The following is a 16,048-nucleotide window of genomic DNA, read 5'->3' on the forward strand; positions in this document are numbered from 1 at the left end:
GTCCGCTCCCGGACACAAATATTGCCTGGTCAAACGTCTACGATGATCGTGGTAACGGGAGTGGAAGGATCTCCGGCGGCCGAGCGGAGTACCGTGGCTCCGGTCGCCGTGATGATCGCGTGGGTTTCGGGAGACGCGGTGAGCTATCAGCTGGGTATCGACCTCGGGTCCGCGAACACGATCGTCGGGGTGGCGGACGGAGGCTGGCCCCGCGTGCTCGAACTGAGCGGTCAGCGTCGCCTGCCGTCGGTGATCTACGCTGCCCCGGCCGGTGGCCTGCAGTTCGCCCGCTCGGCGGACCGCCGGTCGCTGGTCGACCCCGAGCGTGCCGCAACCGACCTCCTGCGCCTGCTCGGGGACAGCGGTCCCGTTCTGCTCGGGGGTGCCGCCTACAGCCGGGAGGGGCTGATTGCCCGGTTGGTGTCCTACGTTGTCACGGCCGCCACCGAGCAGCTCGGGTCGGAACCGGACCAGGTCGTCGTGACGTTCCCGACTTTCTGGTCGGCGGCCCGGCGCGAGGTGTTCGCGGACGCCGTGAGCCAGCTCTCCGATGTCACGGTGCCCGTTGCGGCGTTCCCGGCTGCCGACGCGATCGGAACCCTGCTGTCTCACGGCTCCTCGACCCAGACCGTCGAGTTGGTCGGATGGTACGACTTCGGCGCAGGCTTCCTCGACATGGGGATCCTGTCCTTCTCGCCGTTCGGGTTCCAGCTGCTCGGCTTGGCCGCGGGTCTGCGCCACGGCGCCGGCCTCGAGCTCGACGATCTCCTGGTCGACCGGGTGCTGACCGGCGCGGGTGTCGAGCGTGCGGCGCTCGACCGTTCCGACCCGATGATCCGGACCGCGCTCGGCAGGCTGCGGCGGGAATGCGCGCAGGCGAAGGAGATCCTTTCCGGTGAGGACGAAGTTGACGTTCCGGTCTCCCTTCCCGGAGTCGATACCTTCGTCACGCTGAGCCGGGCGGAGCTGGAGACCCTCATCGGCCCGATTGTCGATGACACAATCATGACCTTTCGCCGGGCGCTCCGCTCGGTGCCGGTGACCTCCGCCGAGCTGTCCCGGATCCTGTTGTCCGGTGGGATCTCCCACCTTCCGCTGGTGGCCCGCCGGCTGCGGGAGACCTTCAGCGGGATCGGCCGGATCGACCACGGTTCGGACGCGGATGTGGCGATGGGCGCGGCGCTGCTCGCCGCCGACCTCGCTGACCGGTTCGGCGCCGTCGGCGCCGGGAGTGCACCCGATCTTCCGGGTGTGCCCGGTGCGGTCGGCGTTCCGGGAGCGCCCGCGGCCTTCGGGGCCGTCGGGGCGGTGACCGCCGGCGGTTTCGGCGCGTCGGGCGAGGTCGGTGACGCTCAGGAACCCTCTGCTCAGGACCCCTCCGACGTCACCGCGGTGATCCGGCCGCCGGACGCCGCGTACCTGGTCTCGCGGCCGCCCTTCCTGTCCGGGCCGAGGGGGCTGTCCGGGCCGAGGGGGTTCGCGGGCGCAGCGGGTCCGGCCGGGATCCGAGGCGTGCCGGAGGCGGACGGCGTGACGGCCGCGGCGACGGTGCTCAGCGGCCCGGACGGCTCCGCGCCGCACGGCTTGGGCGCCGGGGACGACACGATGATCTCCTCGGGTGGCGCGGCGGATTCCCCACCGCCGGGGATCGTCGCCGGCGGGCCGGGCCCGTCCGACACGTCCGGTCACCGGATCCCACCCGGCCTCATGACGGTGGGCGCCGATCGGGACCACGTTCTGCTCGGGCCGCCGGGGAGGCTCGACCTGCCCTCGGACTCCTCGACGGGCGGTGTGGGCGGCCCGCACGGTGCCTCCGCCGGGGACGGCCGGGGAATCTTCGGCTCCCGGCGGGCCGCGGTCGTCGCCGGCCCCATCCGCCACCGGCCCAACCGGGCCACCCGCCTCCGCCGCGAACCTCGTCCGGGTGGCGGGATCCTCGGAGGTCGCCCCGATTACCGAGACCGCCTACAACGAATTTCGTCAGGTCCAGCGCAACGTCACCGTCAGCATCGAGTCCACGACGACCGAGGACGGTTTCGCCGCGCTGTGCAGCGGCAAGGCCGACATCGCCGACGCTTCGTTCGAACTCAATCCCGGGTTCATCAAGAACCCCGACTGCGAGAAGAAGGTCGTCGGGTTCGAGGTGGCGCACCACACCCTGCCGATCGTGGTCAACCCGCAGAACACCTGGCTGCACTGTCTGACTCTGCAGCAGGTCAAGCAGGTGTGGGGGGCCGGTTCCGCCGTCACCCGGTGGAGCCAGATCGACCCGTCGTTCCCGGACGAGCCGATCACGTTTGTCGGGCCGCCGCGCGGCTCCGTGCAGGCGCAGGTGTTCAACGCCACGATCAGTGACGCCAGCGACCGGTCTCGCGACTACCGGCAGACCGATCTCAGCGGGGTCGCCAACGACGTGGCCGCCGACCGCTCGGCCATTGGCTACCTCGACTTCCCCACCTACGAGACCTTCGGCACCAAGCTGCGCGGCGTCGAAATCAACAATGGTGACGGGTGCGTCGCGCCGAACGCCGTGTCGGTCGGTACCGGCCTCTACCTGCCACTGTGCAAGCCGCTGTTCGTCTACGCCCGCACGGACGCCCTGCGCCGGCCAGCGACCGCCGCCTTCCTGCGCTACTACCTGGCGAACGGCCGGAAGATCGCCTTCGACGCGCACTACGTCCCCCGCAACGACGACACGGTCGGGGAGAACGTCGCCAAGCTCGCGAGCCTGACGGCCGGCGTGGGACCCGTGCCGGCCTAGCCGCGCCCGCGCCCGCGCCCCCGCCTGGGCCTCCGCCCCTGGGCCCCCGTGTGCGGGAGCGGTCACCGGCGAGCGGCCGCGGGTGAGGACCGGGCGTGCGGGTGAGCTCGGCTGCCGGCGTCGCCGGGCCCCGGGGCGTGACGTGCCGGATGGCGCCGGGGAGCGGTCCGCACCGGAGCGGGAGAACGGGCCTTGACCGGAGCCGGGGAGCGGTCCTAACCGGAGCAGGAGTCGGTGTAGGGGAGGCGGGGAATGAGCCGGCTCCATTCGGCCGGGCTCAGGGCCGCGCCCGGCCTGGCGCAGGCCAGCCGGCGCAGCCTGGCCGGGTCGAGCGTCCCGAGGAGGACCGACCCCTTGCCGGTGGTCAGCGCGACGGTCTCGGTGCCGGTCACGGCCACCGCCCGGGCGGGTGCGTCCAGGACGCCCAGGGGGGTCATCGCGGGTGTGGGGGCGGAGAGGTCCCAGTAGGCGACCGCGCCACCGCCGTCCGCGCTCACCAGATGATCGTCGGTGGTGAAGGCGACGGCGACGGCGGGGGCGGTGTGGCCGGACAGCCGGCGCAGGACCCGCGGATGGCCGGGATCGCCGACGTCGGAGACCTGCAGGATCCGGTCGTCGCCGCCGGTGGCCAGCCGCCGTCCGTCCGGGCTGAACGCGACGGTGTTCACCGCGCCGGTGTGGCCGGGCACCGAGGCCATCTGGACGGGCCTGCGGGGGTCGCGGACGTTCCACAGTTGCACGGGGCCGCCGGCGCCGGCGATGGCGAGGACGGCGCCGTCCGGTCGCAGTGCCACATCCGTCACCGGTCCGGCGCGGCCGATCAGCAACTGGATCGAGACGGGCCGCGCCGGGTTGGCGACGTCCCACAGCCCCACCGACCAGTCCTCGCCGGCGGTGACGAGCAGATGCGCGCTGCTCGACAACGCGAGCCGATGGACCGGCGTGGCCTGGGGGTCGAGCGTGCTGAGCGGTCGGGGGCGCGCCGGATCGGCGATGTCCCAGAGCCGGCCGGCGTCGGTCTCCCCACCCGTTGCGAGTCGGGTGCCCGAGCGGTCGAACACGACGCCGTGCGCATGGTCGTTCGCGGAGCCCCCGGTGGTGGCGGTGGGCCGGCCGGCAGCGTCGACCTTCCAGAGGTGGAGGCTGCCGGTGTCGTCGGTGCCGGCGAGGGTCGTGCCGTCCGGGCTGAGCGCGATGTCGGAGAAGGCTGCGGGGCCGGCGGGGATCCGCGTGGCGGTGGACTGGGCGAAGGACGCGAGGACGGCCGCGCGCGCGGCCTCCGTCGGGGCGATCCGGTAGGCCGCGAGGCTCAGCCGACCGGCCAGGTCCGGTTGCCGGGCCCGCTGGGCCGCCGCGTCCGCGGCCAGGCGCGACGAGATGGACGCGCGGTCGGCCGCCGACACCGGCGACGGGCCACCGCCGCGCGGCACGATGATCAGCACCGTCGCGGCGGTGATCGCGATGGCGAGTCCGGCGACGAGCAGCGCCGTCCGAGACCACCGCAGCCTGGATGGGGCTGGTGGTGATGGGGCCGGTGATGGGCTGGGTGCCGGTGGGTGTGGGGTTCCTGCTGGATGCGGGGGTACCGACCCGGGCTGTCCACGCGGCGGCGGGGTCCGGGCCGGTATCGGCGGCGAGGTCCGGGCTGGAATCGGCGGCGGCGAGGCGACAGGCGGCGGGGACAGCTGGGTGACGGGCATGTCCGCCACGTTCGCGGCGGTACCGGCGGTGCTGCCCGTGCCGCGGGGCGGCGGCTCCGACCTGGGCGCCGACCCCGCGGCGCCTGACGGCCGGCGCCGGGCCCAGCGGCGGGCACGTCCGGTGGGCCGGGCGGTGCCGGGCGGTGCCGGGCGGTCCGGACGGTATGGTGCCGGGCTCCGGGCGCGCGGGGAGGGTACCCCCGCCGATCAGCGCCGTCCGCAGCTCCTCCGCGCTCGGCCGGGCCGCCGGGTCCTTCGCCATCGCGATCTCGACGAGGTTGCGCAGCTCGCCGCCAACTCCGTCGAGCCGCGGCGGCTCGTTGACGATGCGGTAGAGAATGGCGTCGATGCGACCGGTGCCGAACGGCGCGTGCCCGGTGGCGGCGAAGATTATGACGGCGCCCCAGGCGAAGATGTCGACCGCCGAGGTGATCGGTGCGTCGAGGATCTGCTCCGGGGACATGTAACCGGGCGTACCGATGGCGTGCCGGACGTTGTGGCTCAGGTCGGTGTCCGCGTTGAACTCGCGGGCCAGGCCGAAGTCGATCACCTTGGGGCCGACCGGGGACAGCAGGACGTTGCCGGGGGTGAGGTCGCGGTGCACGATCCCGGCCGCGTGGATGGCGCTCAGGGCGGTCGTCACGCTGACCGCGAGCTGTTCGAGATCGGCGGGCCGCAGCGGCCCCCGTACGGAGACGCGCCTCGACAGCGTCGGACCCTCGACGAACTCGGTCACGAGATAGGGCTGGGGCCTGTACGGATCCGCGTCCAGTACGGCGGCCGTGGTGAACCGGCGGACCCGACGAGCACTCTCGGCCTCGCGGGCAAACCGGGCGCGGAATTCGGGCCGTTGCGCGAGCTCCGGCCTGATCATCTTGATCGCGACGGCGCTTCCGTCGGGTGCCCGGCCGAGGAAGACGGTGCCCATGCCGCCCTGCCCGAGCCGGCCGATCACCTGGTAGACCCCGAGCCGCCGCGGATCGGTCAGCTGAAGCGGGCGCACGGCGTCGCCGGGCAGCGGAGGTGGCGTCGTCCCCGTCACCGTGCCCCGCTCCCAAGGTGCGCCGAGACTGGCGACCCTCTCAGATATGGCGGATGCCTGGACGGGCGCGGGCGCACAGGCCGAGTATCGCAGTAAGGGATGGAAGATCGCAGTATGGACAGAACCAGTATGGATGGAACATAGCGCAATACCGGCAAAGATGCATGATCTGGGAGGTCCTGTGCTCCGCCGTGCGGCGAAGTTCGACGTGACACCGACCCCGACCTCGCGGTCCCTGCTCGCCCCGGTCTCCGAGGAGCCACGGCGGTTGCTGCTCGACCGGGCGCTTGACGAGTTCGTCGCCGATCTCAGCGCGCTGGACGAGACGGCCGGCACGATGGTGGCCGGGGCGCCTCGTCCGACGATCGACACAGCCATCGACGCGGCGGTCCCCGCGGTGGTCGACGGCACACTGCTCGTCTCCGGCCAGGAGGTGATGCAGACCTGGGAGGCGCCGTTGATGCGGGCGCTGGCCGCCGAGGTGACCCGGCCGGGCGGTACCGTCCTCGAGGTCGGGTTCGGCCTGGGCCTGTCCGCCGGGTTCGTCCAGGAGATCGGTCCGGCCCGGCACACGATCATCGAGGCGAACCCGGCCACGGTGCGCGTCGCCGAGCAGTGGGCCCGCCCCGCGGGGCGCCGCGGGGTGGAGATCGTCACCGGGCGTTGGCAGGAGGCCATGCCCGGCCTCGGCCGGTTCGACGGCATCCTCTTTGACACCTACCCCCTTGACGAGACCGAGGTCGATGAGTACTTCGTGCGCAGTTCCACCTTCGCCGAGCACTTCTTCGCGCACGCCGCCGACCACCTGGCCGACGGCGGTTCGTTCACCTACTACTCGAACGAGATCGACTCGGTGTCCCGGCGGCATCAGCGGGCCCTGCTCCGCTACTTCCGCACCTTCAGCGTGCGCGTCGTCGACGGCCTGCAGCCGCCGGCGGACTGCAGCTACTGGTGGGCGCCGTTGATGGCGGTCATCGTCGCCCGGGACCCCCGCCGCTGATCCCCACCTTGCCTATCCAGAGGGATAAATCAGGCACAAAAGCCTCTGGATAGGCCTGGATAGGCAAGGTAGCCGGGGAGATACGGGAGATACGGGACCGGACGGTTCAGGCGGGCTGGTGGGTGGGGACCACGGCCGTGCGAACGGCGTCGTCGCGGATCTCCCCGACCAGCTCCTCCAGGATGTCCTCCAGCGCGACGAGCCCGAGGACCGTACCGTCGGCGTCGGTGACCCTGGCCAGATGCGCGCCGGAGTGCTGCATTGTCGCCAGTGCCGTCCGCAGGTTGTCGTCGGCGCCGACCCGGGCCAGCGGCCGGATCCACTTGGCCGCGACCGAGCTGGACCGCCGCTCCGGCCGGGTCTCCAGCACGTCCTTGAGGTGCAGGTAGCCGATCAGCCCGCCCTCGGGGTCCCGCACCGGGAAGCGGGTGAATCCGGTGCGCGCGGCGAGCTGTTCGACCTGCCGGGGAGTGACCGCCGGGGACACGGTGACCAGCCCGTCCGGCGGGAGCAGGACGGCACGCGCGGTGCGTTCCTCGAACGACAGCGCCCCGGTCAGCAGGTCGTGCTCGTCCTCGGCGAGCAGACCCTCCCGATGCGACTCCTCGATGAGCCCGGCGACCTCGTCGCGGGTGAAGACGCTAGCGATCTCGTCCTTCGGTTCGACGCCGACGAGTCGCAACGACACGGCCGCGATCGTGTTGAGCAGCGCGATGACCGGTTTGCCGCCTCGGACGACTCCGACCAGGAGCGGGGCGAGCAGCAAGACCGTACGCTCCGGCATCGCCAGCGCGATGTTCTTCGGGACCATCTCGCCGACGACCACGTGCAGGAAGGTCACCAGGCCCAGCGCGATGGCGAAGGCCACCGGGTGCAGCAGGGCGGAGGGCATCCCGGCCGCCTCGAACGGCCCGCGGAGCAGATGCGCGACCGCCGGTTCCCCGAGAGCGCCGAGGCCCAGGGTGCAGACGGTGACGCCAAGCTGCGCCCCGGCGAGCATCAACGAGACGTTCTCCATCGCCCCAAGGGTGATCTTTGCCAGCCGCGAGCCCGCCTCGTCCATCGGCTCCAAGTTCGACCGCCGGGCCGAGATCAGCGCGAACTCGGCCCCGACGAACAGCGCGTTCAGCGCCAGCAGGACGACGGTGGCGACGATCGCCAGCAGGTCGGTCATCCCCACCCCGCCCTTTCGGCCGAGGCGGTCTCGGCCTCCTCGGCCTCCTCTGCCGGGCCTGCCGGGCCTGCCGGGCCTGCGCCAGGTCGGCGATCCGCGGGGTCCGCGACCGGTGGATCCGCATCCGTCTCCGGCGTGGCGTCCGTCGGTGCGATCGGGCCCAGACGGATCCGGTCGACCCGCCGGCCGTCCATCCGCTCGACGGTGTACCGCACGCCCTCCACGGCCGCCGTGTCGCCCGCCCGGGGGATGCGTCCCAGCACCCGGGCCATCAGACCGCCCAGGGTCTGGTAGGTGTCGTCCGCGGGGATGTCGATCCCCGTGACGTTGCGGGCCTCCTCCGGGCGCAGCAGGCCGGAGAGCAGCCAGCTGCCGTCCCGCCGGCGCAGGGCGCGCGGGCTGACCCGGTCGTGTTCGTCGACGACGTCGCCGACGATCTCCTCGATGAGGTCCTCGGCGGTGACCAGTCCGTCGGTGCCGCCGAACTCGTCGACCACGATCGCTATCTGCATGCCGCCGGCACGCAGTGTCTCCAGCAGGGGGTCGAGCAGGATCGTCGAGGGCACGGTCACCGGCGGGACCATCACGTCACGTACCGGGGTATGGTCCCGGGCGTCCTCGGGGACGGCGACCGCGTTCTTCACGTGGATGAGGCCCACGACGTCGTCGCTGTCCGTGCCGAGTACCGGGAAGCGGGAGTGCCCGGTGCGCCGGGTGAGGGTGATGACCTCGCTGACCGGTTCGTCGGCGTGGATGGTGCGCATGCGCATCCGGGGTGTCATGACGTCCTCGGCGGTCCGGTCACCGAACAGCAGGGAGCGCTGTACCAGCGTCGCCGTCTCGTGGGAGAGGGTGCCGTGCTCGGCGGACCGCCCGACGAGGGAGAACAGCTCCTGAGCCGAACGGGCCGAGGCCAGCTCCTCGCGTGGCGAGATGCCGAGGCGGTGCAGCACCGCGTTCGCCGTGATGTTCAGCGAGCGGATCAGCAGGCCGGTGGCCTTCGTGAAGGCACGCTGGGGAGCCTGCACCGCCAACGCGGTGCCGAGGGGATGGGCGATCGCCAGGTTCTTCGGGAGCAGTTCGCCGTACACCATCGTCAGGCCCGTCGCGAGGACCAGAGCGATCGCCACCGACGCCGCCCGGGCGAGCCCGTCCGAGGCGCCGAGCGAGGTGACCGGCCCCTCGAGCAGCCGTGCGATGGCGGGCTCCGCCAGAAAACCGATCATCAGGTTGGTGACGGTGATCCCGAGCTGGGCGCCGGACAGCTGGGTGGACAGACCGCGCAGCGCGGTGAGCACCCCGCGGGCGCCCCGATCACCGCGTTCGGCGGCCCGCTCCACCGAGGGCCGGTCCACCGTGACGAAAGCGAACTCGGCCGCGACGAAAACGCCGCAGGCGGCCACGAGCACCAGGCTGAGTACCAACAGAAGCGCCTCGATCATCGGTCGACCCCCGCGGGCGCTTCTTCGCGCGTGGGTCGGCCGGAACTACATCCGGCGTCTTCGGAGACTTTCATGATCCCTTCCGGTCGGTGCGGGACGACCCGGCCCGCGGGCCTACCCCGTCACGCGGCAACAACGCGCTTCATAGCCCGTCCGTTTCACGATGACCTCTGGTTGGCGCACGGTCCAGACCCCGAGTGGGCCTCGGTAGAAGATCACTGTGTGGGCCGGCTGGCCAGCCAGTCAGCCAGTCAGCCAGTCCGGTGCCGTGGCCCGGCAGGCCCGGTACTGGAGAAAGGCCGATCGGCAGGCGTGGGCCGTACGCGATGGTGAGGAACCGGACGCGCCGACGAGAACAAGAGCCCTGGAGCCCGGTATGACGGATCTCCGACGGTGTCACGGAGGGTAGCAGTGGGAAGGGAGTAGGTGACATCACCGGGTGGCTTGCCGGCAAGCCGGCTCGCCGCGCGACGAGGAGGTCGTCATGCACAGGTCTCGTGGGAGGGCTCTTCCGGCGGTACTCGCCCTGGCCGCGACGTCGATCTTCGTCGCCGGATGCGGCGCGGGCCCGGGCGGCGGCGGGGGTACCGCCACCGCGGTGGCGGCTCCGGCGACGTCCGTGGCGGCCCGGTGCCGGACCGCTCAACTCGCTCTGAGCAGCGTCGACCGCCAGGGAACCGCGGGCAGCGACTACGAACGGCTGGTCCTGACCAACATCGGTCACAGCCCCTGCGTGGTACGCGGATTCCCCGGTGTGTCGTTCGTGGACGCGGCCGGCCGGCAGGTGGGCGCGGCGGCGGAGCGCACGGGGCCGGCGGGCGCGCCGGTGCGGCTCGTGCCCGGGGGCGCCGCGACGGCGGTCCTGCGCATCCTGCATCTCGGCGTGGCGGAAAGCTGCACGCCTCCCTCGGGGACCGCGCCGGTCGCCGCGCTGCGCGTGTACCCGCCGGGGAACACCGAGGCGCTGCGGCTGAGCGGCCCGGACACGCAGGCATGCCGGGATCCCGCCGTGCGGCAGCTCACCGTGGCCGCGTTCACGGCGTGAGGGCCGGCTCCCACGGTGCACCGGGCGCGGACCAGGGGACCGATACCGGCGGATCGTCCGGTGGAGGTCAGAGCCGTTCGATGATGGTGGCGTTGGCCATGCCGCCGCCCTCGCACATCGTCTGCAGGCCGTAACGGCCGCCGGTGGCCTCCAGGTAGTTGAGCATTGTGGTGAGCAGGCGGGTGCCCGATCCGCCCAGTGGGTGGCCCAGCGCGATGGCGCCCCCGCGCGGGTCGAGCTTCGCCGGGTCGGCACCGGTGTCGCGGGCCCACATGAGCGGCACGGGCGCGAACGCCTCGTTGACCTCGAAGGCGTCGATGTCGTTGATGCTCAGACCGGCGCGCTTGAGCGCCTTGCGGGTTGCCGGGATCGGCGCGGTCAGCATGAGCAACGGGTCGTCCCCGGCGAGCGCGAACGTGTGGAACCGGGCCCGTGGCCGCAGGCCGAGCTCGTTCGCCCTGGTCTCGCTCATGATCAGGACGGCCGAGGCGCCGTCGGTCAGCGGGGAGGAGTTACCCGGGGTGATGTTCCAGGTGATCTCCGGGAAGCGGGCGGCGTACGCCTCGGTGTAGAAAGACGGCTTGAGCTTCGCCAGCGTCTCGACGGTCGTGGTCGCTCGGACCGTCTCGTCCACGGTGTGCTGGGCTGTCGTGCCGTCCGGAAGGGTGATCTCGACCGGGACGATCTCCCCGGCGAAGTCCCCCGCCGCGACGGAGGCCGCCGCGAGCTGGTGCGACCGCGCGGAGAAGATGTCCAGGTCCTCCCGGTTGATCTTCCACCGGGCGCTGACGAGCTCCGCGCCGATGCCCTGGTGGGCCAGGCCCTCGGGGTAGCGGGCGTGCAGGCTCGGGCGGTTGGGGTCCTTGCCGAAAGTGGTGGAGCCCATCGGCACCCGGCTCATCGACTCCACCCCGGCGGCGATGACGATGTCGTAGGCGCCGGCGAGCACCCCCTGCGCGGCGAAATGGGCGGCCTGCTGGCTCGAGCCGCACTGGCGGTCGATCGTGGTGGCCGGCACCGACTCGGGGAACCCGGCCGACAGCACCGCGGTGCGCCCGATGTTGACGGCCTGCTCGCCGGCCTGGTCAACACACCCGGCGATGACGTCGTCGACCAGCGCCGGATCAAGGTCGTTGCGGGCGATCAGTGCCTTCAGCACGGTGGCCAGCAGCTCCACCGGATGGGTCTCGGACAGCGCCCCACCCGGCTTGCCCCGTCCCGACGCCGTGCGTACCCCATCGACGATGACTGCGTTCTCCATGGGTTCTCCCTCGTCACAAGCATCACAATGACGGCGGATCGACCGTCGCCCTGCCCGTACCGCCCTGCCCGTTGCCTGGCGCCTGCCCGGATCGACGCTACGGGCCACCCTCTTGATGGGTCAACAAGTGAACCGGAGGTCAGGGGGTCGGGGCCGGGCATCCCGTCGGATAACCGAGCGCATGTGTATAGTATCTCTCCGCCGCCGGATGTAGCGGGACGTATCGGCAGATGTTGGTCGCGATGAAGGAGCCGGGAGTCGCGAAACCGAGGCGGCGCGCCTGCGCCTGATGAGTGGCCCACAGGGTGGCCTTGAACTCGGCGGAGTGCTCGTCCATCATCCAGGCGGCGAACTCGACCAGCGCGGGGTCGGCGTATCTACTGGCGACGATGCCGTTCGGCACCGCGAGGGTCGCTGTCGGCTGGGACGGGATGATATTGTAGTCACCCGGCTCGATAGCGGCCCTTGTGAAGACGTTGGCTCCGACATCGAGGTACTGGGAGTACCAGTCCCGCTGGATCGCCGACTGCCAGTCGTCGAGTGGCACGAATTTGATCTTCTGGTAACTGTCGTTATATTCCTGGACCGCCATCGTGGGAGCGCCCGCCGCCCACAGGACCGCGTCGGCGTGATCCGCGCCGGTGGAGTGAAGTTTCTGGAGCGCCTCGGTTATCCGGTTCCCGGTCACTGGACGGACGACGCAGCCCGCTCCCTTCACCCGGGTGATCTGACGGAACAGCACGGTGGCGATCTGGTGGGTGCCCGAGTCGAGCAGTCCGCTTTTGACCGTCTTGCCGCACAGATCGTCCGCGCTATGAATGCTGGAGTCGGCCGGGACGATGAGCTGGAGAACGTCGTAATAGATCTGGCCGACGAGTCTCAGGCCCTCGACGGCCCCGCCGGTGAAGTCGCCCCGGCCGTTCTGGGCGTCCACCACCACGTTGAGTTGGGCCAGCGCGAGAGTGCAGCGCCGGTTCTCCGGAACCCCGAGATTCTTGAGGTTCTGGGACGTCCCGCTCGTGTCCGAATCAGGAAAGGCGCGCCACCCGTTGCCGCCGTTCAGCGCCGGATCACTGATGAGCTTCGCGAGTGTGCTCGCGTACTGCGAGTAGGGGGTGCGGGGCTGGCCGGCGATGATCCGTACGGTCGTGCACGTGGTCGTGTGCAGGTTCGCCTTCGCCTCCGTCGCCGCATCGCGCCGAGCCTGTTCCGGTGCCGCCGTCTGCGCTGAGGGCGTGCTTCGGGGCGTGCTCACGAGCATCGGGCTACGGCCGTCTCCGCCGAAGGCCCGGCCGATGAAGACGCCGACGATGGCGGCCAGGATCACCAGGGCGGTGATCGCGATGGGACGCCGTCCCAGCCGCGACCGGGTATTGGACATCGCGGCGACTCCTCGATCCGTGGGACGCTGACGTCGGGCCTTGCGCGGGGCAAGCTCCGGGGCACTTGTCCGCCACTGGGCCGCCGCACCGGGATCCCGGTGCCCCGGATCCCGGTGGTGAGAACCTGGCCGGTCGCGCATCCTGCTCCCACCGCGCTGATCGTCGCATACCAACCATGCCGCGCAGGACGCCGTTGGTCGAGGGCTGCCGATTCTTGTGCCTGATCCCCGAGGGCTACGGGGTAACGACCGATTTGTTCCGAACACCCGGCTCCGTGACTGCAGCCGGGTCCGGGTCCGGGTCCGCCGGATCGGCCAGTGGCGCTGGGCGGGGTGGGCGCATGGCGATGGTGAAGACGGCCGAAAACGCCGCTGCGCCCAGCACCTCGGCCATGGCCGCCCACGCTCGGCCGTGGGCGATTTCCGCCCCCCCGAGCGCGCCCACCACGCAGGCCCCACCGACCACCAGCGTCGCGGTACGGTCCGTCGGAGGGAACAGCATGAAGGCCGGGGCGGCCGCGGCGAGCGCGGCGAGCGCGGCGACGAGTGAGCCGACCAGCACTCCGCCGGGGCCGCCGTCCGCCACCTGGAAAGCGATTCCGATGACGATGGCCGCGGCGAGCGTCGGGAGCATGACCCACCCCCGCGTGAGTGCGGTACGGATGGCGCGGGCCGCCCGGCGCCATCCCGGCACCTCCGGCGGGAACGTGGGCCGTGAGGTGATCGGGCGTTGCGTGGGCGGCAACGGCAGGGTGGGGCCGGTGTCCGGGGTGACGGCGGCGGGGGTGCCAGGTGTACCGGCGGGGTCGGGCTCCGGTGGCTCGGTCCGGGTGCCCTGGGCCGGGGGGAAGCCCGGCCGCTTCTTGGGCGCGAGACCACCTTCTTTTTCCCAGGCCGAGCGGACGTTGCGCAGCAGCTCCTCCCGGGCGGCGTCCTCGTCGTCGATGCCGATGAGGTCGAAGTGGACCACCTGCCGGAGCATCCCGGTAGGGGTGCATTCCGCTATCCGCACCGGGATGAGCTTACGGAGGTTGCCCTCGGGATCGTATTCGAACGCCGCCTACCATTCTGCCCGGCAGTACGGGGAATTCAGATACTCGGGCGAGAGCACCGCGATCGTGTGCCGGCAGTTCTCCATCCCCTGACCCAGTTGCGGCCGGGGCCGATATGCCAGGCCTGGAGAAACACGCGATAACCGACCTCCTGCAGCTGCCAGGCGATCCATTCGGCCCAGTCCCGGTCGCGCTGGCAGTAGCTGATGAAGAAGTCGCCCTGGTCCACCCGATTCCCACCTGTGAAATCCTCCGGACTGCTCGCTCCAGCTGAAGGATGATCGTACCGCCGTTCTAGGATGAATGCCACCGTTCTGCCCCGCCGCGGCGGGGCAGAACGGGCAGGGGCGCGCCGCGGGTGGCGCGGTGGGGTTAACCGACGAGGCGGGGCCCGCCGTCGGCCGGGGCGGTCCGGGCGGTGATGCACGGCAGCCCGGGATGGGCCCGGCCGATGTCGGCGATCCGCAGGTCCACCCAGGCGAGCAGACCGGGAACGGCTACGCCGTGCGGAGGCCGGTCCGCGTAGGGGATGAGGTTCGCCGCGCCGCGCCGCAGCACGGCCACGCCGCCCTTGACGTTGCCGCGGGCCAGATGGGTGACGCCGACGGCGAGCTGTGCTAGCCCACGCCACAGCCCGCGCTCGCCGGGGTCGGTCTCCGGACTCTTCCAGACGGCTTCGAGTACCTCGTGTGCCTGGAAGGGAAGTCCCGCGTCGAGGAGTCGCTGGGCCTCGGCGAGCGCTGCGGCCGGCGGTAGCGGGGCCGAGGAGGCGAGCGGCGGCACGCCGGTCTCGCCGTGGGGAAGGGGGCGGCCAAGCGCGTCCCGGGGCCGTTCCCCGGGCCGGGACACCCCGGACCCTGATTCAGTCGCGGGGTGTGCCCGGGGGACGGGGCGTGTTCCGGGAGGCGGCCGTGTTCCGGACGGTGCGCGTCGCCCGGACCGGTCCGAAGTGGTCATGCGGTCCACTCTGACCGCCCCTCGGGGGTGGCGCCTCCCGTAGCCGCGCGGACCGGGGTCGTCGTCAGGCAAGACCGGGGGCGCGGTGTCAGCGGCCGCCGGTGTCAGCGGCCGACGGCGGCGCGCAGCGCGCCGGCGCGGTCCGTGCGCTCCCAGGTGAAGTCGGGCAGCGTCCGACCGAAGTGGCCGTAGGAGGCAGTCTGCCCATAGATCGGCCGTAGCAGGTCAAGGTCCCGGATGATGGCGGCCGGGCGCAGGTCGAAGACCTCCGAGACGGCCCGCGCGATTTCCGGCACCGGCACGGTCTCGGTGCCGAAGGTCTCGACGAACAGGCCCACCGGCTCGGCCTTGCCGATGGCGTAGGCGACCTGCAGCTCCGCCCGACGGGCGAGGCCGGCCGCGACGACGTTCTTGGCGACCCAGCGCAGCGCGTAGGCGGCCGAACGGTCGACTTTGGACGGGTCCTTGCCGGAGAAAGCACCGCCGCCATGGCGGGTGTAACCGCCGTAGGTGTCAATGATGATCTTGCGGCCGGTCAGGCCCGCGTCGCCGATCGGGCCGCCGATCTCGAACCGGCCGGTCGGGTTCACGAGCAGCCGGTAGCCGTCTACCTCCAGGCCCAGGTTTTCCTCGGCCAACCGCTTGAGCTCGGGGGCGATGACCTGGTCGCGGATGTCCGGAACCAGGCGGGTGGCCAGGTCGACGTCGGCGGCGTGATGCGCGGACACGACCACCGTGTCCAACCGGACCGGGCGGTCCCCGTCGTATTCGATGGTCACCTGGGTCTTGCCGTCCGGCCGCAGGTAGGGCAGCAGGCCGTCGTGACGCACCTTCGACAACCGCTGGGCGAGGCGGTGGGCCAGTGTGATCGGCAGCGGGAGCAGGTCGGGGGTCTCGTCGGTGGCGTAGCCGAACATGATCCCCTGGTCGCCGGCGCCCTGCTGGGCCAGCGTGTCCTCGCCGCCCTCGACCCGTGCCTCATAGGCCTTGTCGACGCCCTGGGCGATGTCCGGGGACTGGGCACCGATCGAGACCAGCACGCCGACGGTCGCGCCGTCGAAGCCGGTGGCGGCGTCGTAACCGATGTCGGTGAGGGTGCGCCGCACGACGGCGGTCACGTCGACGTGCGCGGAGCTGGTGACCTCGCCGGCCACGTGCACGTGCCCGGTGGTCAGCAGTGTTTCCACCGCGACCCGGGAGGTGGGGTCGCCAGCCAGGAACGCGTCGAGCAGG

General features: G+C 71.7%; 12 protein-coding genes and 2 pseudogenes. 4 read left to right on the plus strand and 10 right to left on the minus strand.

What is annotated here, in order from left to right; translation table 11 throughout:
* Positions 1 to 111: 111 nt before the first annotated feature.
* Both AC08OX_RS00980 and AC08OX_RS00985 read left to right on the plus strand, forming a co-directional pair.
* Positions 112 to 1,134 (plus strand): annotated as a pseudogene (locus AC08OX_RS00980) (Hsp70 family protein); the annotation flags it as partial.
* A 790-nt stretch (positions 1,135 to 1,924) separates the two neighbouring features.
* Positions 1,925 to 2,761, plus strand: coding sequence for a substrate-binding domain-containing protein (locus AC08OX_RS00985; RefSeq protein WP_476606055.1), 837 nt, complete (start codon positions 1,925 to 1,927; stop codon positions 2,759 to 2,761).
* Between the two features lie 215 nt (positions 2,762 to 2,976).
* On the opposite strand, the gene AC08OX_RS00990 is transcribed toward AC08OX_RS00985, so the two are convergent.
* The gene (locus AC08OX_RS00990) at positions 2,977 to 4,461 is read right to left on the minus strand and encodes a WD40 repeat domain-containing protein (RefSeq protein ID WP_476606056.1); all 1,485 of its coding nucleotides are present in this window, start codon (positions 4,459 to 4,461) and stop codon (positions 2,977 to 2,979) included.
* Between the two features lie 271 nt (positions 4,462 to 4,732).
* Positions 4,733 to 5,389 (minus strand): annotated as a pseudogene (locus AC08OX_RS00995) (serine/threonine-protein kinase); the annotation flags it as partial.
* A gap of 295 nt (positions 5,390 to 5,684) precedes the next feature.
* On the opposite strand from AC08OX_RS00995, the gene AC08OX_RS01000 reads away from it, so the two are divergent.
* Positions 5,685 to 6,503, plus strand: coding sequence for a class I SAM-dependent methyltransferase (locus AC08OX_RS01000; protein WP_476606057.1), 819 nt, complete (start codon positions 5,685 to 5,687; stop codon positions 6,501 to 6,503).
* Between the two features lie 106 nt (positions 6,504 to 6,609).
* On the opposite strand, the gene AC08OX_RS01005 is transcribed toward AC08OX_RS01000, so the two are convergent.
* Both AC08OX_RS01005 and AC08OX_RS01010 read right to left on the minus strand, forming a co-directional pair.
* Positions 6,610 to 7,677, minus strand: a complete 1,068-nt coding sequence (locus AC08OX_RS01005; protein WP_476606058.1) for a hemolysin family protein — start codon at positions 7,675 to 7,677, stop codon at positions 6,610 to 6,612.
* Positions 7,674 to 9,119, minus strand: coding sequence for a hemolysin family protein (locus AC08OX_RS01010; protein WP_476606059.1), 1,446 nt, complete (start codon positions 9,117 to 9,119; stop codon positions 7,674 to 7,676). The genes AC08OX_RS01005 and AC08OX_RS01010 overlap by 4 nt, the downstream gene beginning before the upstream one ends.
* 484 nt (positions 9,120 to 9,603) lie before the next feature.
* Here AC08OX_RS01010 and AC08OX_RS01015 point away from each other — a divergent pair, with 484 nt between their 5' ends.
* Positions 9,604 to 10,164, plus strand: a complete 561-nt coding sequence (locus AC08OX_RS01015; RefSeq protein ID WP_476606060.1) for a DUF4232 domain-containing protein — start codon at positions 9,604 to 9,606, stop codon at positions 10,162 to 10,164.
* 67 nt (positions 10,165 to 10,231) lie between these two features.
* On the opposite strand, the gene AC08OX_RS01020 is transcribed toward AC08OX_RS01015, so the two are convergent.
* The 6 genes from AC08OX_RS01020 to metK form a co-directional block, all read right to left on the minus strand.
* Entirely contained in the window at positions 10,232 to 11,425 is a 1,194-nt protein-coding gene (locus AC08OX_RS01020) for a thiolase family protein (RefSeq protein WP_476606061.1), read from the minus strand.
* 139 nt (positions 11,426 to 11,564) lie between these two features.
* A complete protein-coding gene (locus tag AC08OX_RS01025) occupies positions 11,565 to 12,806 on the minus strand; it encodes a TAXI family TRAP transporter solute-binding subunit (RefSeq protein WP_476606062.1) in 1,242 nt (413 codons plus the stop codon).
* A 235-nt stretch (positions 12,807 to 13,041) separates the two neighbouring features.
* Positions 13,042 to 13,788, minus strand: coding sequence for a hypothetical protein (locus AC08OX_RS01030; RefSeq protein WP_476606063.1), 747 nt, complete (start codon positions 13,786 to 13,788; stop codon positions 13,042 to 13,044).
* A 107-nt stretch (positions 13,789 to 13,895) separates the two neighbouring features.
* A complete protein-coding gene (locus AC08OX_RS01035; RefSeq protein WP_476606064.1) occupies positions 13,896 to 14,285 on the minus strand; it encodes a toll/interleukin-1 receptor domain-containing protein in 390 nt (129 codons plus the stop codon).
* Positions 14,231 to 14,707 (minus strand): DUF309 domain-containing protein, encoded by a 477-nt coding sequence (locus AC08OX_RS01040; RefSeq protein WP_011437379.1) that lies wholly within the window; start codon positions 14,705 to 14,707, stop codon positions 14,231 to 14,233. The genes AC08OX_RS01035 and AC08OX_RS01040 overlap by 55 nt, the downstream gene beginning before the upstream one ends.
* A gap of 212 nt (positions 14,708 to 14,919) precedes the next feature.
* On the minus strand, positions 14,920 to 16,048 hold a 1,129-nt coding region (gene metK / locus AC08OX_RS01045), incomplete at its 5' end, for a methionine adenosyltransferase (RefSeq protein ID WP_476606065.1).

It is taken from the genome of Frankia sp. CoBUL1, from assembly GCF_978021245.1.